Source organism: Sandaracinus amylolyticus (assembly GCF_000737325.1).
Classification (GTDB): domain Bacteria; phylum Myxococcota_A; class Polyangia; order Polyangiales; family Sandaracinaceae; genus Sandaracinus; species Sandaracinus amylolyticus.
In genome coordinates this window covers 1,558,178-1,581,102 of the sequence record NZ_CP011125.1, presented here as the reverse complement: position 1 = coordinate 1,581,102, position 22,925 = coordinate 1,558,178, and the positions used below count along the sequence as shown (strand labels likewise).

General features: G+C 72.4%; 18 protein-coding genes. 12 read left to right on the top strand and 6 right to left on the bottom strand.

Annotated features, from left to right (window positions below; translation table 11 throughout):
- Positions 1 to 54: 54 nt before the first annotated feature.
- A complete protein-coding gene (locus DB32_RS06575; RefSeq protein WP_169791361.1) occupies positions 55 to 1,827 on the top strand; it encodes a serine/threonine-protein kinase in 1,773 nt (590 codons plus the stop codon).
- 3 nt (positions 1,828 to 1,830) lie between these two features.
- Complete coding sequence (locus DB32_RS06570) at positions 1,831 to 3,855, top strand: tRNA(Met) cytidine acetyltransferase TmcA domain-containing protein (protein ID WP_053231561.1); 2,025 nt, start codon at positions 1,831 to 1,833, stop codon at positions 3,853 to 3,855.
- Here DB32_RS06570 and chrA read toward each other — a convergent pair.
- A complete protein-coding gene (chrA, locus tag DB32_RS06565; protein WP_053231560.1) occupies positions 3,850 to 5,013 on the bottom strand; it encodes a chromate efflux transporter in 1,164 nt (387 codons plus the stop codon). The two genes, DB32_RS06570 and chrA, sit on opposite strands and share 6 nt — an antisense overlap.
- A gap of 204 nt (positions 5,014 to 5,217) precedes the next feature.
- Between chrA and DB32_RS06560 the strand changes: the two genes are divergently transcribed.
- From DB32_RS06560 to DB32_RS06540, 6 genes are all read left to right on the top strand, one after another.
- Complete coding sequence (locus DB32_RS06560; protein WP_053231559.1) at positions 5,218 to 7,170, top strand: serine/threonine protein kinase; 1,953 nt, start codon at positions 5,218 to 5,220, stop codon at positions 7,168 to 7,170.
- A gap of 477 nt (positions 7,171 to 7,647) precedes the next feature.
- The gene (locus DB32_RS46455) at positions 7,648 to 7,815 is read left to right on the top strand and encodes a hypothetical protein (RefSeq protein WP_157068786.1); all 168 of its coding nucleotides are present in this window, start codon (positions 7,648 to 7,650) and stop codon (positions 7,813 to 7,815) included.
- Positions 7,812 to 8,120: a hypothetical protein gene (locus DB32_RS06555; protein ID WP_053231558.1), complete on the top strand. Its 309-nt coding sequence runs from the start codon at positions 7,812 to 7,814 to the stop codon at positions 8,118 to 8,120. Before DB32_RS46455 ends, DB32_RS06555 begins: the two co-directional genes overlap by 4 nt.
- Positions 8,121 to 8,161: 41 nt before the next feature.
- Positions 8,162 to 8,494 (top strand): hypothetical protein, encoded by a 333-nt coding sequence (locus DB32_RS06550; protein WP_053231557.1) that lies wholly within the window; start codon positions 8,162 to 8,164, stop codon positions 8,492 to 8,494.
- A 270-nt stretch (positions 8,495 to 8,764) separates the two neighbouring features.
- Positions 8,765 to 10,030 (top strand): hypothetical protein, encoded by a 1,266-nt coding sequence (locus DB32_RS06545; protein ID WP_157068785.1) that lies wholly within the window; start codon positions 8,765 to 8,767, stop codon positions 10,028 to 10,030.
- A gap of 139 nt (positions 10,031 to 10,169) precedes the next feature.
- Positions 10,170 to 11,813, top strand: a complete 1,644-nt coding sequence (locus DB32_RS06540; RefSeq protein WP_053231555.1) for an alpha/beta hydrolase — start codon at positions 10,170 to 10,172, stop codon at positions 11,811 to 11,813.
- Between the two features lie 4 nt (positions 11,814 to 11,817).
- Here the strand turns inward: DB32_RS06540 and DB32_RS06535 are convergent, their stop codons facing one another.
- Complete coding sequence (locus DB32_RS06535; protein WP_053231554.1) at positions 11,818 to 14,058, bottom strand: hypothetical protein; 2,241 nt, start codon at positions 14,056 to 14,058, stop codon at positions 11,818 to 11,820.
- Positions 14,059 to 14,138: 80 nt separating this feature from the next.
- On the opposite strand from DB32_RS06535, the gene DB32_RS06530 reads away from it, so the two are divergent.
- Together DB32_RS06530 and DB32_RS06525 are read left to right on the top strand one after the other, a co-directional pair.
- Entirely contained in the window at positions 14,139 to 15,404 is a 1,266-nt protein-coding gene (locus DB32_RS06530; protein ID WP_053231553.1) for a chloride channel protein, read from the top strand.
- A 31-nt stretch (positions 15,405 to 15,435) separates the two neighbouring features.
- Positions 15,436 to 16,269, top strand: a complete 834-nt coding sequence (locus DB32_RS06525) for a phytanoyl-CoA dioxygenase family protein (RefSeq protein WP_053231552.1) — start codon at positions 15,436 to 15,438, stop codon at positions 16,267 to 16,269.
- Positions 16,270 to 16,513: 244 nt separating this feature from the next.
- On the opposite strand, the gene DB32_RS06520 is transcribed toward DB32_RS06525, so the two are convergent.
- Positions 16,514 to 17,032 (bottom strand): cytochrome c, encoded by a 519-nt coding sequence (locus DB32_RS06520; RefSeq protein ID WP_053231551.1) that lies wholly within the window; start codon positions 17,030 to 17,032, stop codon positions 16,514 to 16,516.
- Entirely contained in the window at positions 17,029 to 17,514 is a 486-nt protein-coding gene (locus tag DB32_RS06515) for a MarR family winged helix-turn-helix transcriptional regulator (protein WP_053231550.1), read from the bottom strand. Before DB32_RS06515 ends, DB32_RS06520 begins: the two co-directional genes overlap by 4 nt.
- A 155-nt stretch (positions 17,515 to 17,669) precedes the next feature.
- Here DB32_RS06515 and DB32_RS06510 point away from each other — a divergent pair, with 155 nt between their 5' ends.
- Positions 17,670 to 18,998 (top strand): hemolysin family protein, encoded by a 1,329-nt coding sequence (locus DB32_RS06510; protein WP_240481168.1) that lies wholly within the window; start codon positions 17,670 to 17,672, stop codon positions 18,996 to 18,998.
- 53 nt (positions 18,999 to 19,051) lie between these two features.
- Positions 19,052 to 20,611 carry a MopE-related protein gene (locus DB32_RS06505; protein WP_157068784.1) on the top strand — a complete coding sequence of 520 codons (1,560 nt, stop codon included), beginning with the start codon at positions 19,052 to 19,054 and terminating at the stop codon, positions 20,609 to 20,611.
- A gap of 438 nt (positions 20,612 to 21,049) precedes the next feature.
- Here the strand turns inward: DB32_RS06505 and DB32_RS06500 are convergent, their stop codons facing one another.
- Both DB32_RS06500 and DB32_RS06495 read right to left on the bottom strand, forming a co-directional pair.
- On the bottom strand, positions 21,050 to 21,310 hold the full coding sequence (locus DB32_RS06500; RefSeq protein ID WP_053231548.1) for a phosphopantetheine-binding protein: 261 nt from the start codon (positions 21,308 to 21,310) through the stop codon (positions 21,050 to 21,052).
- Positions 21,307 to 22,923 carry an amino acid adenylation domain-containing protein gene (locus tag DB32_RS06495; protein WP_075097832.1) on the bottom strand — a complete coding sequence of 539 codons (1,617 nt, stop codon included), beginning with the start codon at positions 22,921 to 22,923 and terminating at the stop codon, positions 21,307 to 21,309. The genes DB32_RS06500 and DB32_RS06495 overlap by 4 nt, the downstream gene beginning before the upstream one ends.
- Positions 22,924 to 22,925: the final 2 nt, after the last annotated feature.

Below are 22,925 nucleotides of genomic sequence, written 5' to 3'. Positions count from 1 at the left end.
GCGACCCTGTGGAGCGACGAGGCGCCGCGTGCACCGCGCGACGATCGCTCGGGGATGGCGATCGACCGAACGCGCTACCGCGGGCAGGCCGTGCTCGGTGTCGGGGGCATGGGCGAGGTCAAGCTCTGTCACGACGAGGTGATCGGTCGTGACGTCGCGCTCAAGTGCATGCTCGACGACGTGCGCGAGCGCCCGCGCGCGCGGGCTCGCTTCGCGCGCGAGGCGCTGATCCAGGCGCGCCTCGAGCACCCGTCGATCGTGCCGGTCTACGACGTCGGGCTCGCCGACGGCGAGGGTCCGTGGTTCACGATGAAGCGGATCCGGGGGCGCTCGCTCGACTCGATCCTGCGCAGCGCGCGCGATGGAGATCGGGAGAGCGTGCCGTCGCGCCGCAAGCTGCTGACGGCGTTCGTGCAGGTTTGCCTCGCGGTCGACTACGCCCATCGCCGCGGCGTGATCCATCGCGATCTGAAGCCCGGCAACGTGATGCTCGGCGAGTTCGGCGAGGTGCACCTGCTCGACTGGGGCCTCGCGAAGGTGCGCGGTGAGAGCAGCACGGAGCCGCTCGATCTCGCGGCCTCCGAGGACGACGCGACGGTCACGGGGAGCCTCATGGGCACGCCCGGGTACATGTCGCCCGAGCAGGCGCGCGGCGCGACCGATCACGTCGACGCGCGCGCGGACGTCTACGCGCTCGGCGCGATCCTTTTCGAGCTGCTCACGCTCGAGCCGATGGTGCCGGGCCAGAGCACCATCTCGCTGCTCTCCGCGACGATGCAGGGCATGCCGCGCTCGCGTTTCGATCGCGACGAGCTGCCGCCGGAGCTCGCGGATGCGTGCGCCCGCGCGACGGAGACCGAGCCCGAGGATCGCCTCCCGAGCGCGCGTGCGCTCGCGGAGATGGTCGAGCGATATCTCGACGGCGACCGCGACACGCAGCTGCGCGCGCGGCTCGCCGAGGAGCACTTCGAGCGCGCGAAGCAGCACCTGAGCACGTCGACGCCCGACGCGACCGAGGCGGCGCGGGCCGACGCGCTGCGCGAGCTCGGCCGCGTGGTCGCGCTCGATCCGACGAACGCCGCCGCGCTCGATCTGATGACGCACCTGCTCGTCGAGCCGAGCGCGAACGGCGAGGTCCCGCGCGACGTCGAGCCGGAGCTCGAGCGTGCGCGCGACGACGAGCGCAGGCGCGCGGCGAGCTCGGCGGCGCGCCGCTATCTCCTCTGGTGTGTGTTCGTTCCGGTGCTCGCGCTGATGGGCGTGAGACACCTGCCGACGGTGCTCGCGATCGGTGTGCTCGTCGCGTCGTCCGCCCTCGTCGCCGCGTTCATCGGGCGCACTCGACCGATCAGCGCGCCCCTCGGGCTCGCGCTGTTCGCGACGAGCTCGCTGGCGATCGCGTTCACCGCGGGCGTGTTCGGGCCTTTCGTGCTCGTGCCGGGCCTCGCCGCGACGAACACGATGTTCTTCGCGCTGCACGCCGACGCGCGACATCGCGTGTGGGTGACCATCGCGGGCGTCCTCGCGATCGTGCTGCCGTTCGCGCTCGACGTGCTGGGCGTCACGCCGCCGGCGTACTCGTTCTCGTCGAGCGGGCTCCACGCCGAGCCGCGGATCGTGGAGCTGCCCGAGGCGACCACGACGATCACGCTGCTGCTGACGAGCACGCTGCTCGTGGTCGTGCCGACGCTGATGAACGCGCGCATGCGCGATGCGCTCGGCGACGCAGAGCGACGGCTCACGACGCAAGCGTGGCGGCTCCGGCAGATGCTGCCCGCGGGGACGCGCGACCTCCTCGCGCGGGGATCGCGACGCCCGCCGCGTTGAGCCATGAGCCCGCGCCATCGTCGCTGCGTGGTGCTGCGCGGGAGCGCCGACGCGACGCGCGCCGCCGCGCTCGCACGGGTTGCTGCGCTCGAGGACGCTCGCGTGCTCTGGGTCGGCGAGCCGGCGACGCGCTTCGTGAGCGTGCGTGAGCACGGCGTGCGCGCGCTCGTGGGGCGAGCGTTCGACGTCGTGGTGCTCGATCTCCACGCGGGCCTCGACGCCGACGTGCTCGGGCTCGCGTGCGGGATGATCTGGGGCGGCGGCACGCTCGTGCTGCGGCTTCCGCCCGAGGGCGAGATCCCGAGCGCGCGGGACGAGGAGCTGATCGTCGCGCCGCACACCGCGACGGACGTCGCGCACCGGTTCTGGGCGCGCTTCGAGCGCGTGCTCGCGACGACGACCGCGCGCGACGACGAGGCGACGATCGGCGTGGCGCCGCACGAGGTGAGCGGCGATGCCGAGCAACGTCGCGTGATCGACGTGCTCGGGGCGGCGTTCGCCGGCGGCGCGCCGGCGCTCGCGGTGCTGCTCGCGGATCGAGGGCGCGGGAAGTCGAGCGCGCTCGGCCTCGCGATCCGCGACGCGATCGCGCGATCTCCGGCGCAGCGTGTCGCGGTGAGCGCGGCGAGCCGCGATGCGACTGCGGAGATCTTCCGGTTCGCGCTCGGTGCGCCCGATGCCGTGCGCGAAGGCGCGGTCCGCTTCGTGACCCCGCGCGCGCTCGCGCACGACGGCGAGCCGTTCGACGTGATCGTCGTCGACGAGGCGGCGCAGCTCCCCGTGCCGCTGCTGCAGCGGATCACCCGCGCGCACCCGCACGCGCGCATCGCGTTCTCGAGCACGTGCCGCGGCTACGAAGGCACCGGGCGCGGGTTCGTGCTGCGCTTCCTCGAGTGGGCGCGCAGCGAGCCGCGACCGATGGTGGAGCTCGATCTCGTGCGCCCGATCCGGTGGGGCGAGGACGACCCGCTCGAGCGCTTCGTCGAGCACGCCCTCGCGCTCGATGCCGAGCCTGCCGCCATCGACGAGATCGACGAGCACGCGCTGGAGCACGCGGTCGTCGATCGCGCACGGCTCGCGCGCGACGAGGTGCTGCTCGGAGAGCTGTTCGGGCTGCTCGTGCACGCGCACTACCGCACCACGCCGGGCGATCTGCATCGCATGCTCGATGCACCGAACCTCGCGGTGCACGCGCTGCTGCATCGAGGCCACGTCGTCGCGGCGAGCGTGATCGCGCACGAGGGCGCCCTCGCGCCGGAGCTCTGCGATCGCCTCGCGCGCGGCCGCGGGCGCATCCGAGGGCACGCCCTTCCCGACACGCTGATCTCGCACGCCGGGTTCGCCGAGGCGGGCGCGCTGCGGATGGTGCGCAGCGTGCGCATCGCGGTCCATCCGTCGCTGCGCCGGCGCGGCCTCGCGCGCCGGCTCGTCGAGCACGTGCACGCGACGTACTCGCCGGATCTCTTCGGCACGATGTTCGGCGCGACGCCGGAGCTCCTTCGGTTCCGACGCGAGCTCGGCTACGAGCTCGTGCGCGTCGGAGCCTCGCGCGGGAGCCGCACCGGCGAGCCGGCCGCGGTGATGGTGCGCCCCGCATCGGACCGCGGCGCGGCGCTCGTCGCGTCGATGCGCATCGAGCTCGCGCGCAACCTGCCGCGACAGCTCGCGCTGCTCGACGCCGATGGCGAGGTGGGCCTCGAGCCCGAGCTCGAACGCGCGCTGCGCGCAGACCTGCCCACGCCTCCGCCGCTCGACGAGGACGCGCGACGCGCGATCGTGGCGCGCTACGTCGCGGGGCCGCAGCCGTTCGACGCCGTCGCGCTCGCGGTCACGAGCTACGTCGAGGACCACGCGGACGCGATTCGTGCGCTCGACGCACGAATGCGCGCTCTGGTCGAGTCACGCGTGCGATCTGCGCACGGATGGGAGCGGGTCGCCGCCGACGCGGGGTATCCGACCGTCGCGGCCGCGATGCGCGCGTTGCGCCCCGCGATCCGCGCGCTCTTCGATCACGTCGAGCGCTCATGACGCGAGGCCGAGCGCGTGCATGCTCCAGCCGAGCGCAGCGCCGCCGAGCACGAGCCACGTCGAGCTCGGCTTCCACTTCACGAGCACGACCGCGCTGAGCAGGCCGATCGCGAGCGTCGGCACGTCGACGATCGTCGCGCGCGCGAGCTGCGCGGTGACGACGACCATCAGCGCGAGCGACGCGACGTTCACGCCGTCGAGGAACGCGGACGCGACGCGCGAGCTGCGGATGCGCGGCACCAGCGGACCGCTCATCGCCACGAACGTGAACGCAGGCAGGAAGATCCCCGCGGTCGCGACGAGCGCGCCGGCGTGGCCCGCGAGCACGTAGCCGATGAACGTCGCGGTGGTGAACACCGGGCCCGGTGTGACCTGACCGACCGCGACCGCGTCCACGAGCTGCGCCTCGGTGAGCCAGCCGAGATCCTCGACGAGGTCCGCGCGGAGGAACGCGAGGAGCACGTAGCCGCTCCCGAAGAGCACCGATCCGATCTTGCAGAACACCCAGAAGATCGCGGGCAGCGTGATCCCGCTCGCGCCGGCGGCGACCGCACCGCCGAACGGCCACCACCACATCGGCGCGGCGGGCGGCGCGTCGGTGCGCGCAGAGGGTGACGCGTCGCGCTGCGAGAGCGTCGCGAGCACACCGATGACGAAGAGGACCGCGAGCTCGTGCACGCCGATCGCGACGAGCGCCACCGCGAGCGCCGCGAGCAACCGCAGCACCCGAGTGCGTGCCGCCTTCGGCGCGAGCCCCGCGATCGCCTGCACCACGATGCCGAGGACGACGGGGGCGACGCCATACAGGATCCACCCGACCTGGGGCAGCGCCGCGTACTCGACGTACGCCCAGCCGCACGCCGCGGTGATCAACATCGCGGGCACGATGAAGCACACCCCCGCGACGACGAGCCCCGCGCCGCGACGGCGCTCCCATCCGACGTGGATCGCGAGCTCGGTCGACGTCGGCCCGGGGATCAGGTTCGCGGCGCCGAGCAGGTCGAGGAAGCGCTCCTCGCTCAGCCACTTGCGGCGCACGACGACCTCGTCGTGGATCATCGCGATGTGCGCGGCGGGGCCGCCGAACGCGGTCGCGCCGAGGCGCAGGAACAAGAGCGCCAATTCGCGCAGCGACGTCCGCGAGCCCTCGATGTCCATCGCCGCGCGTATACGTCGCGCGTCGCTGCGCCGCAAAGGATCGTGGCGGCAGATTTCCAATCTCGCCGCGTCGCCGCCGCGATCCGCGTCGGGACTACCCCCGATATCCTGATCACCCGTGCCCGCCAATACTGGCGATGACTGCAACGCAGCCGCGCTGCTCGCCGAGGCGGGCAGAGCGCGCGGAGGGGGCACGGGTGATCGATGACCGACGCGGGGCCGACCACGATCTCGACCGAACGAGCCGTCCTCGGCGAGCTCGGCCGATATCGTCTCTGCGCCGAGCTCGCCGCGGGCGGAATGGCGACTGTGTTCCTGTCGAGCACGATCTCGAGCGCGGGATTCAGCAAAGTGGTCGCGCTGAAGCGCATCCACGAGCACCTCGCGCGCGACGCGCGATTCGTGGACATGTTCCTCGACGAGGCGCGCGTCGCGTCGCGCATCACGCACCCCAACGTATGCTCCGTGTTCGATTTCGGAGCAGTCGAGAGCACGTACTTCATCGCGATGGAGTACTTGATGGGCGAGACGTTCTCGTCCATCCAGCGCTCTCTGCGCGAGCGCGGGCGCACCGAGTGGACTGCGCACCTCGCCGAGATCTTCGCGCAAGCAGCAGAGGGACTGCACGCCGCGCACGAGCTGCGCGGTGACGACGGCGCGCTGCTCGACGTGGTGCATCGCGACGTCTCTCCGCAGAATCTGTTCCTCACCTACGACGGATGCGTCAAAGTCGTCGACTTCGGTGTCGCGCGCTGTACCGGGCGCATCCAACAGACCGAGCCCGGCACGATCAAGGGCAAGCTCGCGTACATCGCGCCCGAGCAGATGCGCTGTCAGGAGGTCGACCGGCGGAGCGATCTCTGGTCCCTCGGAGTGACGCTCTGGGAGATGCTCGTCGGACGGCAGCTGTTCAAGCGTGGGAGTGACATCGAGACGCTCCAGGCGGTGCTGAGCGCCGAGATCCCCGCTCCGTCGTCGCTCAACCCGACGGTGCCTCCGGCGCTCGACACGATCGTCCTCCGAGCGCTCTCGCGCGACGTGAGCGTGCGATGGCAGACGGCGCGGGACATGAGCCGTGCGCTGCGAGAGTTCAATCGCGCGGAGCGCGCCAGTCTGGGACAAGTGGAGCTCGAGGAGTGGATGCTCGAGCTCTTCCCGCTGCAATACCGCGAGAAGCGCGCGCTCGTCCAGGCCGCGCGTGAGCGCTCCGATCCGACCGAGCGGATCCCGGTCGGCGAAGCGATCGACTCGGGAGAGATGCCCGCGCCGTCGTCGGGAGCTCCTCCGACTCCGATGCACGAGCGGATCTCCTCGACTCCGACACACGCGACTTCGATGCCGCCCGACGCGCCCGGCGCGCCTCACGCGTTCTGGGCCGGTGTCGGGTTCGCGATGACGCTCGCGGTGATGCTCGGCGGGTGGATCCTCGCGCTCACCACGCCGGTGCCGAGCATCCAGGACGCGCTGCCCGGCGCGCTCGCGTCCAGCGCGATCCGCGTGTCGATTCCGAGCGTTCCGCCCGCGATGCCGCCGTTGCCGGTGGTGCCGGCGACGCCGTCGGAGGGCGACGACGAGGCGACGCTCGCGACCACCACGCGCGCGCGGGCCCCGTCCGCTCGCACATCCCGCCGCAGCGCGGCGCGCACGACGTTCGACGAGCCGGGCGCGAGCGACTCGGCGGAGCACGAAGCGTCGGAGCCCGATGGCACGATCGTCGAGGCGCCCGCCCCGGCGCGGGCCGAGGTCCCGCCGCCCGCGCAGCCGGAGGAGCCGACTGCGCGATCGGTGCTCCCGTCCACCATCGCACCTCCGTCTCTCGATGCGCGGGTGTCGATCGACGCGTTGCGGACCGGAGGATCGATCCCGACGAGCGCAGTCCGTCAGGCGATCGAGCGGCTCGAGGACGAGTACGAGCGCTGCTATCGGAGCGCGGCACAGCGCGCACAGCGAGACGGCACTGGCACCGTCGAGGTCGGGCTCGTGGTCGACGAGATGGGCATCCCGCAGCACGTGAGCGCCAGTGGCGGCTCGCTGCCGGGCCTCTCGGAGTGCGTGCAGGACGTCACGTCCCGACTCCGCCCTCGACTGCGCCCCGACACCGGCACTGCCGACGTGTCCTACGGAGTCCGCTACACCGCGCGCGTCGGGGCTCGGTGAGCGGATGGCGCGACTCCGTGGGTCCCGCCGCGCAGCGCGCGTGTCGCCGGCGCTCGTGCTCGTCGTGGTCGCGAGCGGGTGCCTCGAGCCGCTGGTCGACGACGCCGCGACGTGGAGAGCGGTTCGTGTCGGTGCGCGGGATCGCGGATGCCGTGGAGCTCGGGCTCGTCGACGAGCCGACACCCACGCAGCGCTGGTTCAGCGCGCCGGCCACGCTGCCCGAGGTCTCGGCGGATCGCGGAGTGCGCCGCGCGCCGCGCCCGACCGAGCGCGTGTACTACCGCGGCCTCTGGGTCGCTGCGCTCGCGCCCACGGGACGGCGCGACGTGCTCACGTTCGCGCGCAGTCGGATCGTGAGCGAGGCACAGGTCTACCTGCTCGCCCGACGCGGAGACGAGGAGTACGAAGAAGTCGTCTTCGCGGAGGGCCGACGCGCCGGGATGGCGCAGTCCGACGCGTACACGCCGCTCGCGTGTCGTGAAGATCACGATGGGCGAGACCTTCGAGCCCGGCAGCGTGCGCGACGCGGACGAGCTCGTGATGCGCGCGCCCTCGGGCCCGGTCGCGGTGCACCCGGACGTCATCGCGATCGAGGTCACGAACGACCTGCGCAATTACGAGATCGAGTGGGAGGACCCGAGTTGAGCGGGCGAGTCGTCGGCCTCTCGGTCGCGGGCCTGCTCGCGCTGGGAGGATGTCTCGATCCGATCGCGCCCGATGTCGGCGGGCCGATCGTCGGACGCTGCGACCCGGCGGACTCCGATCCCGATCGCGCCGTCTCGTTCCACGTCGACGTGCTCCCGCTGCTCGCGCGCGCTCCGCGCGAAGGAGGCTGCACGTGCCACGATCAGAGTCGCAACGGTGTCGGATATCAGCTCTCGGCGCTGGACCTCACCAACTACGACGGTCTGATGCGCGGCGGGCGCAGCTCCGGGCGGGACCCCCGCTGACGATCCGGGCCGAGTACCTGCTGCGCCGCACCGAATTCGCCGTGGGCGACGATCCCGCGAGCCGCTTCGCCTGCGGGCCCGGCGAGAACGGCCGGTTCGACGACTTCTTCTTGAAGGACGGGTGGTACGTGGACCTCGAGCTACGACTGCATCCGGCGGTCGAGCTGATCGGGCGCTTCGATGGACTGCGTGGCATCGGGAACGTCGCGGCGACTTCGCCGCTGCGCTCCGAGAGCATGATCCTCCGCTATACCGCGGGGCTCAATTTCATCCCCGACAGAGCGTTTCGCATCAAGCTCTTCTCGCAGCTCTACGACTTCAGCGATTTCCCGGACGAAGTCACGATCCAGGCGGCGGTCGCCGCGAACTTCTGACGCCGTGTCCTCGCGCTGTCGGGAGATCCCCCCGTTCCTGGGCAGACTGGCGCTCCGTACCTTTCGAGCATGGGAGTCGATGCGTGCCAATCGGGACGCGACTCCTGCACTCGAGAGGGAGACCGAGAGATGCACTGGAATCGCGTTTTCACGTGGACTGCCGTCGCCGGCGCGCTCGTGTGGGGTGGATGCAGCGGAGGGACGACGCCGGGATCCGGGGCTCCCGCTCTCGAGGGAGCGACGGAGTCGACGCAGGGCCCAGGCAACGTGGTGCTGGTGCCGGGAGACGCGGGCGCGCAGCCCGTCGGCACGATCCCCGCGCCGGGCTCGGTCGTGATCGACGTGGAACGCGAGCTGATGATCACGGATCTCTCGGTCGTCGAGGACCCCGTGCGCACTGAGTGGAGCGCGCCCGAAGGCACGCCAGGCCGCGGCGTGTGGACCTTCGGGCACCTGGTGAGCGAGATGGCGGGCGACCTCCGGCCCGGCGAGCTCGTGATGCAGTGGCTGCGGGAATGGGAGGTCGAGCAGCAGTTCGGCGACTCCATCGCTCCGGCGCGCCCGCCGGTCCGGACGCTGATCATCGATCCGTGGCTGGCGCGGAGCGGATGCGCCGCCGGCGCGACGACGTGCAATCTCGATCTCACGACTGCGCCGTTCCGACTGCTCGCCATCGTGAATCGGCTCGATCTGCGCGACGCCGAGCTCTCGGGCCCTGGCGGGAGCGAGGACGCGCACACCCGGCACGCGGGAGAAGGACGCTTCGTGTTCGGCGTGCTCGGCCCGGCGGGAGAGCGACTCCGCTTCACCGTCATCTTCGAGTACACGCAGGTCGCCGACACTGCCGCGGAAGTGCAGCAGTGGGCCCAGCGCTGGCACGCGCTCGGCGCGCTTCCGTTCGGCCCCGACTACAACGCTGCGCTCGAGCAGGTGACGCATCGCTTCGCGGGCGCGAACATGGCGCCCGACCGCCCGAACGGCAGCGCGATCGCCCAGGTGCGCACGAACGAGATCGCGATCACGCCGATCTGGGAGCTGCGCGAATTCCTGCTCTCGGAGTCGGGTCTGCGGCTCGCACCGATCCAGCAGACGCCGGACTTCTCCGAGAACGGGACGAACAAGCTGCGCAATCGGATCCGCAGCCACGCGGCGGCGATCCTCGATGGGTCCTATCGAGTCCCGCCGGGACAGCTGGGCGCGATCGGCCCGACTCCCACGAGTCGGTTCTTCTGGGACGCGCCCGGGCTGACGGATCACGCCGCCGCGCGACACCAGTTCTCGCTGACGACCTGCAGCGGCTGCCACGCGGGGGAGACCGCGACGCGCTTCCTGCACGTCGGCACGCGCGAGGCCGGCGTCGAAGCGGTGCTGTCGGGCTTCCTCGTCGGCGCGCAGGTGGCGGATCCCGTGACCGGCGAAGTGCGCGCGTTCGCCGATCTCGATCGTCGTGCCGCGGACATGGTCGACGTGCTGACGGCGACGCTCGACACCGTCCCGCCGCGGGGCCGCGGGATGAGCGGCGCGCGTCCGCACTGAGGCTGGCAGGCGCACCCGTCAATCCACGCACGCCGCGAATTTCGGCTCGTTTCGGGCGAGCGCGCGAGACGCCTCGGCTAGCACCGCCTCGATGGAGGTGCGTGTGGAGAGGCTGTCCCTGGCGACGAGGAGATGGACGATGGGCGCGCTCGCGCTCGCGCTCGCGCTCGCGCTCGCGGCGTGTGGTGGAGACGAGGTCGCGGCGCTGCCGGACGCGAGCGTCGCGATGAGCGACTCCGGCGTGATGGAGGATGCGAGCGTCACGAGCGAGGCCATCGCGTGGGCGTCGTGCACGCTGCAGGACGCGCCCGGCGTGACTGCGGAGTGCGCGCGCGTGCGCGTGCCGCTCGACTGGTCGGCGCCGGAGGGCGAGCACATCGAGCTCTTCGTCGAGCGCGTCGTGGCCGCCGAGCCATCGGGCCGCGCGATGTGGGTGCTCATGGGCGGTCCCGGCCAGTCGGGACAGGACTTCGAGGGTCTGGCGGCCGCGATCGCAGCGCGAGATCCCGGGCTCGACATCTACTTCCCCGATCATCGCGGCACCGGTGACTCGACGCGGCTCGTGTGCACGAACGAAGAGGCGCCGTTCTCGCCCGGAGGCGCGCACATCGTGCCGGAGGAGTGGCCCGCGTGCCGCGACGCGATGCTCGCGCGATGGGGCGCCGAGCGCCTCGCGCACTTCTCGACGACGAGCGCCGCGCACGACGTGCAGCACCTGATCGACCTCGAGCACGACGAGGGCGATCAGGTCGTCGTGCTCGGGATCTCGTACGGCACCTATCTCGCGAATCGATACCTGCAGATCGCGCCGGATCAGGCCGACGGCGTCGTGCTCGACTCGATGTGCGCGCCCGACGACTGCTTCCTGTCCGAGCAGGATCTCTGGGAGGACGAGGCCGGGCGCGCGATCCTCGCGCGATGCACGGAGCACGAGGCGTGTCGCGCGCACCTCGGCGACGATCCGGTCGCGGCGCTCGCGACGCTGCACGAGCGCGTCGCCGCGGGTCACTGTCCGATGCTCGGTGACCCCGCCGTCGACGTGGAGCTGCTGCGCACCGCGCTCGGACAGATGATGTTCGGGTACGGCACGCGTCAGCTCGTGCCCGCGTTGATCCATCGGATGGCTCGATGCGACGACGCGGATCGCACGGTGATCCAGCACCTCTATCAGCTGTTCTTCGGACCGATCTTCGCGTCTGGCGCGAGCTTCCAGCCAGGCACGATGGGCGCACCGCCGATCGGCGGAGGGGGCGGCGGGGGACCGCGAAAGTACTCGTTCCCGCTCGCGGTCAACATCGTCGCCGGCGAGATGTGGGAGCCGAGCGATCCCTCGCGCGAGGAGCTGCAGTCGCGCTGGGAAGGAACGCTGATGTGCCGCGGAGTCTCGCGCTCGATCGGGTGGGAGATCGACGGCTGGCCGCGTTACTCGGATGCGCTCGCCGGGCAGTACGGAGAGACGTCGATTCCCGTGTTCGGGATGAACGCCGATCTCGACACCGCGACGCCCGCTCGCTACGCGCGCGCCTGGGGCGATCGGCTCGAGGGCGCGCACCAGCGCTACGTCGAGATCCCGAACGCTGCGCACTCGGTGATCGCGCAGGGCGTCCTCACCGACGATCACACCACGACGTGCGGGCGCGAGCTGCTCCTGCAGTTCGTTCGCGATCCCGAGGCCGAGCTCGACACGAGCTGTCTCGCGCAGACGCTTCCGCTTCGCTTCCACGGCTCGGATCCGTTCGTCGAGGCGCACTTCGGCACGACGAATCTCTGGGGCGATCCCTGAGCGCTCACCGCACTGCGTCGGGCGCGACGACGACGACGGCGGGATCGAGCGCGTACCCGCCGTCGCGGCGCGCGAGCACCGACGCGAGGCCGAGCCGTCGCAGCGTCGCGATCGCGGTGTAGACGCGCTCGGCGCCGCTCTCGGGGCTCATCTTCTCGCCGGGCCAGCCGATCGCGATGAGCGCCGCGGCGCTGGCCGTGCCGCCGCGCGCATGCTCGGCGGCGAGGTGCACGAGGATCCGGCGCAGGCTCGCCCGTCGCGCGAGATCGACGCGCGCGCCGCCATCGAGCACGAACGACGAGGCGTCCTCGTCGATCGTGAGCTCGACGCGGCGCGCCTCGCGCACGTCGTCCCCGAGCGCAGCGAGGAGCGCCTCGATCTCGGGGACCGTGGCGCCGGCGCGAAGCCGACGGGCCAGCGCGAGCGCCTCGTCCGCCTCGGCCCGCGCGCGCGCTCGCTCGCCACGGGCGGCATGCCGCTCCGCGCGTGCGAGGTGCGCCTCGAGCAAGAGGCCGCGATCGCCGAGCTGCTCGGCGTCGGCCGTCGCGCCCGCGATCGCGCGCTCGGCCTCGTCCAGCGCGCCGGTGCGGATGTCGACGCGCGCGGCGCGCATCGCGAGCTTCGCCGTCATCATGCGATCGCCCTGCGCCGCGAACGCGGCGATCCCTTGTGCGCTCCGAGCACGTGAGAGATCGAGCTCACCGAGCACCTCGTGCACGATCGCGAGGTTCGCGAGGCAGAGCGCTTCGATGCGGCGCATGCGCAGCTCGCGCGCCGCGGCCAGCGTCGAGAGATACAGCGCGCGGCCGGCCACGAAGTCGTTCGCGACGACGAGCGCGGAGGCGAGGTTGTGCATCGCGCGCACCTCGGCCTCGGCGTCGGCCAGCGCGCGGCTCTCCTCGATCGCGCGCTCCGCGAGGGCGCGCGCCGCGCCGGGATCGCCCATCTCGCGCGCGATCGCCGACGCGACGTTCGACACGGCGAGCGCCCCACGGCGATCACCGCCGGCGCGCGCGCGCTGCATCGCATCGGCGCACGCGGCGCGCGCCTCGGGGAGCCGACCGCGCAGGAAGAGCGCCCGCGCTCGAACGCGCGCGAGGTCGATCGCGAGCGCGAGCTCCCCCGCGCGATCCGCGGCCTCGATCGCCGCGTCGACGAGCGCGGCGTGGCGCGCTTCGGGCGCGCGCGAGAGCCACCACGCCTCGAGGCCGAGCGCGATGCGGGCCGCGATCTCCGGGGCACCATCGCGGCAGCGCTCGAACGCGAGCACGAGGTCGCGCTCGTGCGCGGCGAGCGCGCGCAGCGCGGCAGCGGGCTCTCCTTCGTGCAGATCGTGCGCCCATCGCGGTGCCTCGCGCGCGAGCCACGACGCGAGCCGCGCTTCGTTCGACGCCGCCTCGTCCCGCGCGGTGCGCGCGCGCACCCGCGTGCGGATCTCGTCGTGCAGTCGATGCCATCCGGGCGCACCGTCTGCTGCGCGCTGGATCAGCGCACGATCGCGCAGCGCCGCGATCGACGCCGGTCCATCGAGCAGCGCGTCCGCAGCGTCGTGCGCGAACCGCCCTTCCAGCGCGGCGAAGGCCCTCAGCGCGACGGCGAGCCGCGGCGCGAGCGCGTCGAGCGCGCCCTCGATCGCGGCGCCGACCGCGCCCGCGTCGCGGTGCGCTGCGATGCGCTGCGCGACGAGCATCGGGTCTTCGTCGACGAGGCGCGCCGCCGCGAGCTCGAGCGCGAGCGGCATGGCCTCGGTCGCGCGTGCGATCGCGCGCAGCGACGCCTCGTCGTGGGAGCCCGGGGCGCGCGCTCGCAGCAGCGCGATCGCATCGTCCTCGTCGAGCCCGCCGATCGCGATCACGTGCTCGTCGCGGATCCCGAGGCGCACGCGCGACGTGACGACCCACGTCGCGTCCGGCGCACCCTCGAGCAGCACGGGCAGCACCGCTGCGAGCGCGTCGACGACGCCCTCCGCACGGTCGACGAGCACGTCGACGATGCCGCGCGCATCGAGCGCCGCCGCGACCTCGCCCGCGCCGATCGCGACACTGCGCAGCCCGAGCGCTTCCGCGATCGCAGCGAGCGGATCGCGACGGCTCTCGAGCTCGACGACGACCGCGCGCGAGCGGGCGAGGTGCGCCTCGGCGAGCGTGGTCTTGCCTGCGCCGCCCGGCCCGACGAGCGTGACCACACGCGCGCCCGCAGCGAGCGCGTCCTGCATCGCGATCCGCTCGTTGCGCCGGCCGAGCACCGCTCCGTGTGTACCACGCGCGCTTGACGCGACGTCGTGCGTCTCCGAGGATCTCGGCGCCCGGCGCGCGAAGGACGCCGATGATCGATCGCGAGGGATGGAAGCGGCTGGGTCAGTGGGTCGCGCTGGGCGCGCTCGTGGGCGTCGCGTGCGGCGCAGCGTCCGCGCTCTTCCTCTGGCTGCTCGATCTCGCGACCGACTTCCGAACCGAGCACGAGATCATCGTCTTCACGCTGCCGCTCGCGGGTCTGGTGATCGGTGCGATCTACGAGCGATGGGGCGCCCCGATCGAAGGCGGCAACAACCTCGTGATCGACACGATCCACGACGAAGGCCCGCAGCTCCCGCTGCGCATGGCGCCGATGGTGCTCGTCGGGACCGTGCTCACGCACCTCTTCGGTGGCAGCGCCGGGCGCGAGGGCACCGCGGTGCAGATGGGCGCGAGCCTCGCCGACGCGATCGCGTTCCGCCTCGGCGTCGACGGTCCGGTGCGGCGCCAGCTCCTCGCAGCCGGTGTCGCCGGCGGGTTCGGCAGCGTGTTCGGCACGCCGATCGCCGGGTGCGTCTTCGGGCTCGAATTCATCGTGCTCGGGCGCCTCCAGCACGACGCGCTGGTGCCGGCGCTCGTCGCGTCGATCGTCGGCGATCTCGTCACGCGCGCGCTGGGGATCGCGCACACGCCCTACCCGACCATCGCACCGCTGGCGCTCACGCCGCTGCTGCTCGCGCAGTGGGCGCTCTTCGCGATTGCGATGGCGGCGACGACGACCGCGTTCATCGAGCTCACGCACCGGATCAAGACGACGCTGAAGGCGCGCGTCACGCGCCTGCCGTTCCGGATGTTCCTCGGCGGCGCGGCGGTCGTCGCGCTGTGGCAGCTGATGGGCACGAGCGAGTACCTCGGGCTCGGCGTGCCGACCATCGTGCGCGCGTTCTCCGATCCGTCGCTCCCGGTCTACGCCTTCGCGGCGAAGCTGCTCTTCACCGCGATCACGATCGGCGCGGGCTTCCTCGGCGGCGAGGTCACGCCGCTCTTCTTCGTCGGCGCCGCGCTGGGCAGCGTGCTCGCGCGCGCGATGGGCCTGCCGATCGACATGGGCGCGGGCGTCGGGCTCGCGGTGGTGTTCGCGGCCGCGTCGAACGCGCCGCTCGCGCTCTCGATCATGGCGGTCGAGCTGCTCGGCGCGAGCGTGCTGCCGCACGTCGTGATCGTCGCCGTGATCGCGTACCTGCTCACCGGGCATCGCGGGATCTATCCGTCGCAGCGCCTCACGCGCCCGAAGTGGGGCGGCGCGCCGTGGCCGGCGATGCGCACGCTGCGGGATCACCGCGACGAGCGACCTTGATCGCACGGCGTGCGCGTGATGGATTCACGCGATGGACGTGCTGAGCCCCGACGCGCGCGAGCGCTATCACCGCGACGGCTTCCTGGTGCTCGAGGGGTTCGTCGATCCCGCCCGCTGCGACGCGCTGCGCGCCCACGCCGATCGCCTCGTCGCGGCGTTCGATCCCGACGCGCACCGCTCCGTGTTCACGACGAACGAGCAGACGCGGCACAGCGACGACCACTTCCTCGACTCGGCGGGCGAGATCCGGTTCTTCTTCGAGGAGGACGCGTTCGACGAGACCGGCGCGCTGCGGCAGCCGAAGGAGCGCTCGATCAACAAGATCGGGCACGCCCTGCACGATCTGGATCCGGAGATCGACGCGTTCTCGCGCGATCCGAAGATCGAGACGCTCGTCGCGGAGCTCGGCCTCGCGGCGCCGCTGCTGATGCAGTCGATGTACATCTTCAAGCAGCCGTTCATCGGCGGCGAGGTGCGCTGTCATCAGGACTCGACGTTCCTCCACACCGAGCCCGAGGCGATGCTCGGGCTCTGGTTCGCGCTGGAGGACGCGCACCGCGGCAACGGGTGCCTCTGGGCGATCCCCGGCGGACATCGCGCGGGGCTCAAGTCGCGCTTCGTTCGCGAAGGGCGCTCGACGCGCTTCGAGGTCTACGACGAGACGCCGTGGGACGAGTCGCGGCTCGTGCCGCTCGAGGTCGAGAAGGGCGCGGTGATCGTGCTCGACGGGCTCGTCCCGCACATGAGCCACGCGAACCGATCGCCCGCGTCGCGCCACGCGTACACGCTCCACGTCGTCTCGGGCGAGAGCGCGTATCCGTCGACGAATTGGCTGCAGCGACCCACGCCCGCGCGCGGGTTCTGAGCCCCAGCCGGAGTGCTCGTCCGATCGGTCGCGCACGGAAGGCCGAGCGAAGCGTCGGTTGAGTGAGCGCGAGCCGGGCTTCTGTTCAGTGCGCGCCCAGCCGGAGTGCTCGCCCCGGAGGGCCCGGACGGGAGCGCGCGAAGCGCGCGGACGAAAGGGGACCGGAGCGGCGAGCCGAGTTTCGTTCACCAGCCGGAGTGCTCGCCCCGGAGGACCCGGACGGGAGCGCGAGCCGAGCTTCTGTTCAGTGCGCGCCGTGCGGCTGCGCGGCGCCCGTGAGCGCGGTCCACTGCGCCTCGTCGACGATCTGCTGCCGATACGCCGCGTGACAGCCCGTGCACGACGCGAGCGTGGTCGCGAGCGCGCGCGTCGTCGCCGCGCGATCTCCGCTGCGCGCGGCGAGCGCGATCGCGTCGGCCTGGCGATGCATCTCGAGCGCGCGCTCGGTGAAGCCGGGCGCGCCCGCGCCCATGTGCGTACACATCGCGGTCATCGAGTCGCTCGTGCCGAGGCGCGACGCGGCGCTCGCAGCGGCCTCGAGATCGTCGCGCCCGAGCGCGTCGGTGACCTCCTGCACGACGAGCAGGTGATCGCGCATCTGCGCGCGCTGGTGCGCCGCCATCCGCGGCAGCAGCGGCACCGGCGTGCGCGGATCGAGCGCGGCGAGCTCGGCCGAGGGATCGGGGCGAGGAGCCGGTGGCGGCTCGGCCGCGCTGGAGCAGCCGAGCACGAACACCGCGAGCACGAGCCGCGCGCGCGTCATCCTTCACCTCCCGGCGGCACCGCCGCCATCGCCTCGGCGAGGATCTCGATGGCGCCGAGCACCCGCGCGCGCTCGCGCCGCGGGATGGCCGCGACCAGCCGCGCGTGACGCTCGAGGCTCGCGCGCTCCACCGTGCGCGCGGCGCGCGCGCCCTTCGCGGTGAGCGCGAGCCGCACGAAGCGCGCGTTCTCCGCGTCGCGCGCGGCCTCGAGGTGGCCGGCGTCGGTCATCCGCTGCACGAGGCGCGTCGCGCTGCTCTTGTCGAGTCCCAGCGCGCCGGCGAGATCGCGCGGCGCGAGCGATCGCTCGGGCGCCGACGCGAGCAGCATCAGCGCGTGCGCGTGGGACGGCGAGAGGTCGAGGCCGCACGCCGTCCGGTCGGGCTCGAGCGCGCCGCTGAGGCGCACGACGCGCTGCAGCGAGGCACGGAGGCGCAGCGCGTCGCGCTCGCCGGTGGGCACCGTGGTCGTCGAGGTGGTCACGCCGCGAGCATGCGCGGCCAGAGTTGCAGACGCAACCGTGAGAGTTGCGCACGCAACTCCGAGGGTTGCGCGCGCAACTCCGGACGGGCAGCGGCTCGGAACGTGCGGTGGACGCGGTCCGCGGCCATGTACCGGGGCAGGAGGCCTCGACACCCTTGCCCTGGACCCTCGAGATCGCGATCGTGCTCGCCCTGATCCTCGCGAACGGGCTGTTCTCCGGCGCGGAGATCGCCATCATCTCGGTGCGCTCGACGCGCCTCGAGGAGCTCGCGACGGAGAGCCGCGCCGGGGCGTTCCTCGCGCGGCTCCGGCGCGATCCCGAGCGTTTCCTCGCGACGGTCCAGATCGGGATCACGGTGGTGGGCTCGACCGCGGCGGCGTTCGGCGGAGCGACGATCGCGGACCGGCTCGCGAGCGCGCTCGAGCCCTTCGGGCTCTCGCACCAGACCGGAGAGCGCATCGCGCTCACGATCGTAGTCGTGGTCGTCTCGTACCTCTCGCTGGTGCTCGGCGAGCTCGTGCCGAAGTCGCTCGCGCTGAAGTGGTCGGAGCGCTACGCGCTCGTCGCGGCGCGCCCGCTCTTCGCGCTGGGCCGGCTGAGCGCGCCGTTCGTGTGGCTGCTGACCGCGAGCTCGAACCTCATCCTGCGCGTGTTCGGCGATCGCACGAGCTTCACCGAGTCGCAGATCTCGCGCGACGAGGTGCTCGCCGTGATCGACCAGGCTGCGGGCGCCGGCGAGGTCTCGCAGCGCGCCGGGGACATGGCCGCGCGCGCGATCTCGCTCGACGATCTGCACGTCGGCTCGGTGATGATCCCGCGCGCGGCGATCGTGGCGATCGACGCGAGCGCGACGACCGACGAGCTCGCCGCGACGCTCGACGCGACCGACGAAGAGCGCTTCCCGGTGCGGCGTGGAGGCGAGGACATCGTCGGGTACGTGCGCTCGCGCGACGTGGCGCGCCTCATCGCGGGGCGCGTCCAGGGCGGGGTCGAGGCGATCCTCCGGCCGGTGCACGCCGTGCCCGAGACCGCGCTCGCGCTCGACGTGCTCGATCAGCTGCAGTCGCGACGCATCCCGATCGCGGTGGTGGTCGACGAGTCGGGCGGCGTCGAGGGGTTCCTCGACATCGACGATCTCGCGGAGGAGGTCGTGGGCTCGCTGCTCGTCGGCGGCGCGCACGAGGACGCGGGGTTCCTGCGCGACGAGGACGGCTCGTACGTGCTGCCGGCGACGACGCGCGTGCACGTGGTGAATCGACGCCTCGATCTCGAGCTGCCGACGAGCCCGCGGTGGGCGACGCTCGGCGGGCTCGTGCTCGCGCGCCTCGGCGCCGTGCCGAGCGTGGGCGCGCGCGTCGTGATGGAGGACGCGACGGTCCTCGAGGTCGTGGACGCGAGCGCGCGTCGCGTGCAGCGAGTGCGGATCCGCAAGCCCGAAGCGAGCGACGAGGCGCCCTCGACGACGCCGGTCCCGACGACGTGATCGTCGCTCGTCGGCGATTGACCGCTCCCGGCGCGACAGGCACGTTCGCGCGCGTGCGCACGTCTCTTCTCGTCTCGGCTCCGCTCGTCCTCGTGCTGCTGATCGCGTGCGGCGAGCCAGCTCCTGCAGCTCCGGACGGCGGCTCGACACCCGACGGCGGCCAGGGCGACGCGACGACGACCCCGACCGCGTGCGACGGCGACGAGTCGTGCGACGACGATGCTTGGTGCAACGGCGTCGAGCGCTGCGCCCCGGGCGCGCCCGGCGCCGACGCGCGTGGCTGCGTCGCGGGCGACCCGCCGTGCGCCGCCGACGGCTGCGACGAGAGCGCCGAGCGCTGCGACGCGTGCGACGCGGACGGCGACGGCAGCGAGGCGATGGGCTGCGGCGGCGACGACTGCGACGACGACGACCGCGACCGCTTCCCGGGCAGCGTCGAGGTCTGCGACGCGGAGGCGCACGACGAGGACTGCCGCCAGGACACGTTCGGCGAGCTCGATCGCGATCGCGACGGCTACTTCGCCGCGACGTGCTGCAACGTGAGCGGCGAGGGCGTGCGCACCTGCGGCGACGACTGCGCGGACGACGATCCCGAGGTGCACCCCACCGAGGCCGAGATGTGCAATCGCCGCGACGACGACTGCGACGGAGCGGTCGACGAGCGCGCGTGCGAGGTGCCGGTCGCGGTCTCGTCGGACGCGGGGCACGCGTGCGCGGTGAGCGCGCTCGGGACGGTGTGGTGCTGGGGCCGCAATCAGTACGGTCAGCTCGGCGACGGCACGCAGACGGATCGAAGCGCGGCGGTGTCGGTCGCCGGCCTCACGGATGCGGTCGAGATCGATCTCGACGGCGTCGGCTACACGTGCGCGCGCACGACGAGCGGCGACGTGTACTGCTGGGGCGGCGACGACACGTGCGGCTTCACCGAGCCCGTCGAGGTGATGACGGGCACGAACGTCGTCGACATCGACGTGTTCTATTCCGAGTTGTGCGCGGTGCGCGCGGACGGCAGCACGGCGTGCGTGTCGCTCGACTACGACTGCGTGACGAGCCCGACGACGCGCTGCGGGACGCCGCCGCGCGACGCGGTGCAGGTCGCGGTCGGCGCGGACTTCTGCTGCTGGCGGCTGCGCAGCGGCGCGGTGCAGTGCGCGGGCGGGAACACGTGGGGCCAGCTCGGCGACGGGAGCACGACGAGGCGCGACGCCGCGACGCCGGTGGTCGGTCTGACCGACGCGATCGATCTCGACGCGGGCGCGGTCTCGGCATGCGCGGTGCGCACCGGCGGCACGGTCGTGTGCTGGGGCGACAACGAGTACGACCAGCTCGGCCGCGGCGCGGGCGCGCCGGCGATGAGCACGAGCCCGGCGCCGGTCACGGGCATCGCGAGCGGCGCGACGCAGGTGTCCGTGCGCTCGCAGGACGCGTGCGCGCTGGTCGGCGGCGCGGTGCGCTGCTGGGGCCGCGACCTCGGCGGGACGCCCGAGGTGATCGTCGACGCCGACGCGACGCAGATGTCCGCAGGCACCGGCGAGTCGTGCGCGGTCATCGACGACGGCGTGTACTGCTGGGGCGCAGGCGGCACGCCCAGGCGCGTCAGCGGCATCCCCTGACGACGCGGATCCACCCCGGAGGATGGTCGAGACGCAATCTTGGCGAAACGACCACCCGGGAGGATGGTCCGACCGGTAACGTTCCGGCCGAGACCACCCCGGAGGGTGGTGAGGTCCGTGAAGTTACGGATTCGACCACCCCGGAGGGTGGTGAGATCCGTAAGGTTACGGATCCGACCACCCCGGAGGGTGGTGAGGCCCGCGCAGTTACGGATCCGATAGCTTCGAGGGTCACCGGATCGAGAAGTCTTCTCGATTCGAGAGCATCGACGGTCACCCAATCGGTAGGAGCTCTCGAGCGAGAGCTTCGAGGGTCACCGGATCGACGAGCGCTCTCGATGTGGCGCGCCGAGCGTCGCTCAATCGAAAGAACTTCTCGATCGAGCGGTGAGCGGCTCCGCGGAGCGCTCACCGCGCGTTCTCGTCGATCCTTTCGCTTCACGCCACGCGCGTGCGCGCGGTGAGGCGTTCCACGAGCGCGTCGATGCCGGCGAGCGTCCGGAAGCTCTCGGGCACGATGTCCTCGTCGCGCACCTCGATGTCGAACGCCTGCTCGAGATAGCGGATCAGGTGCACGATCGAGAGCGAGTCGAGGATTCCCGCCTCGATGAGATCGTCGTTCGGTCCGATCGTGCCGCGCGCGCGACCGCGCGCGAGGTCGCTCAGCACGTAGCGCTCGATCCGCTCGCTGTTCTTCACTCCGCAGCCTCCTCTCGTGCCGCGACGCTCTCGAGGAGCGCACGGCGGTCGGTCTTGCCGCTCGACGTGAGCGGCAGCTCGGCGACGATGTCGATCGACTCGGGCAGCATGTAGCGAGGCAGTCGCTCGGCGCAGAACTGCTCGAGGTCGCCCGGCGAGGGCGCCGCGACGCCGTCCGCGAGCACCACGAACGCGCGGATCAGGTGTCCCACCAGCGCGTCGGGCACCGGCACCGCGGCCGCGTGCGAGACCGCCGGGTGCGAGCCGAGCGTGGTCTCGATCTCCCCGAGCTCGACGCGGTATCCGCGCGTCTTCACCAAGTGGTCGTTGCGACCGAGGAACTCGTAGGTGCCGCCCGCCTCGATGCGCACGCGATCGCCGGTGCGGTACGCGAGCTCGAGCACGCCCTGGTGCAGCGGGCTCGGCACGAACGCGCGCGCCGTCTTCTCCGCGTCGCCGAAGTAGCCGCGCGCGAGGCACGCGCCGCGCACCCAGAGCTCGCCGATCGCGCCCGGCGTGGTGACGTGCGCGCCGTCCTCGTCGATCACGAACGTGTCGACGTTCTCGATCGGACCGCCGATCGACACCGGCTTGTCGCGCGTGCGCGCGTCCTCGCGGTCGACCTCGTGGTACGTGCAGACGTTCGTCTCGGTCGGACCGTAGAGGTTGTAGAAGCGCGCCTTCGGCGCGTGATCGAGCCACGCCCGCAGGTACTTCGGCGCGAACACCTCGCCCGCGAAGAGCACCGCGCGCAGCGCGCCGAGATCGCGCTTCGAGAGCTCGCCGTGCTCCGACATCATCGAGAGCGCGGAGGGCACGAGGTACGTGACGCTGATGCGCTCGCGCTCGAGGAGCTCGGCGAAGCGCACGGGGAACGTCGACGTGCCCTCGGGCACGATCACGATCGTCGCGCCCGCCGCGACGCTCGAGAACACGTCGAACGTCGACAGATCGAAGTGCAGCGGCGCGTGGCTCGTGACGCGATCGGCGTGCGTGAGCTCGAAGCGACGCGCGGCCCACGACACGAAGCACGTGCTCGCGCGGTGGTCGATCGCGACGCCCTTCGGGACGCCCGTCGAGCCCGACGTGTAGAGGATGTACGCGAGGTCGGTGTCGACACCGACCAGCGCCGACGCGCGATCCGGATCCGCGATCGCCGCGTCCCATCCGACGAGGCGCGGACCGCCGCGCGCGGTGCGCTGCGCCGCGACGGGCGCGCTCTCGTCGACGACGACGATCGCCTCGATGCCGCGCAGGTGCCCGTTCGCGCCGAGCTCCTCGAGCCGCGCGCGCGACGTGACGAGCACGCGGATGCCCGCGTTCTCGATCGCGTACGCGACGCGCGCCGGCGGCGCGCCGGGGTCGAGCGGCACGTAGGCCGCGCCCGCGCGCAGCACGCCGAACACCGCAGCGAGCGTGCGCGTCGTCTTCTTGGTGTGGATCCCGACGCGATCCCCGCGCTTCACCCCGAGCGCGCGGAGCGTGCCCGCGATCGCCGCGCTCCACCGCGCGAGCGTGCGGTAGTCGGTCGCGACCTGTCCTTCGCGGATCGCCGGGTGATCCGGGCGCTCCGCCGCGGTCCGTTCGAGCATCGCGTGCAGGAGGAACGTCATCG

Coding starts and splice junctions, on each gene's coding strand:
- DB32_RS06575 (WP_169791361.1), top strand. CDS start 55: ATGGCGATCGACCGAACGCGCTACCGCGGGCAGGCCGTGCTCGGTGTC.
- DB32_RS06520 (WP_053231551.1), bottom strand. CDS start 17,032: ATGACGCGCGCGCGGCTCGTGCTCGCGGTGTTCGTGCTCGGCTGCTCC.
- DB32_RS06540 (WP_053231555.1), top strand. CDS start 10,170: ATGGGCGCGCTCGCGCTCGCGCTCGCGCTCGCGCTCGCGGCGTGTGGT.
- chrA (WP_053231560.1), bottom strand. CDS start 5,013: ATGGACATCGAGGGCTCGCGGACGTCGCTGCGCGAATTGGCGCTCTTG.
- DB32_RS06525 (WP_053231552.1), top strand. CDS start 15,436: ATGGACGTGCTGAGCCCCGACGCGCGCGAGCGCTATCACCGCGACGGC.
- DB32_RS06530 (WP_053231553.1), top strand. CDS start 14,139: ATGATCGATCGCGAGGGATGGAAGCGGCTGGGTCAGTGGGTCGCGCTG.
- DB32_RS06495 (WP_075097832.1), bottom strand. CDS start 22,923: ATGACGTTCCTCCTGCACGCGATGCTCGAACGGACCGCGGCGGAGCGC.
- DB32_RS06570 (WP_053231561.1), top strand. CDS start 1,831: ATGAGCCCGCGCCATCGTCGCTGCGTGGTGCTGCGCGGGAGCGCCGAC.
- DB32_RS06560 (WP_053231559.1), top strand. CDS start 5,218: ATGACCGACGCGGGGCCGACCACGATCTCGACCGAACGAGCCGTCCTC.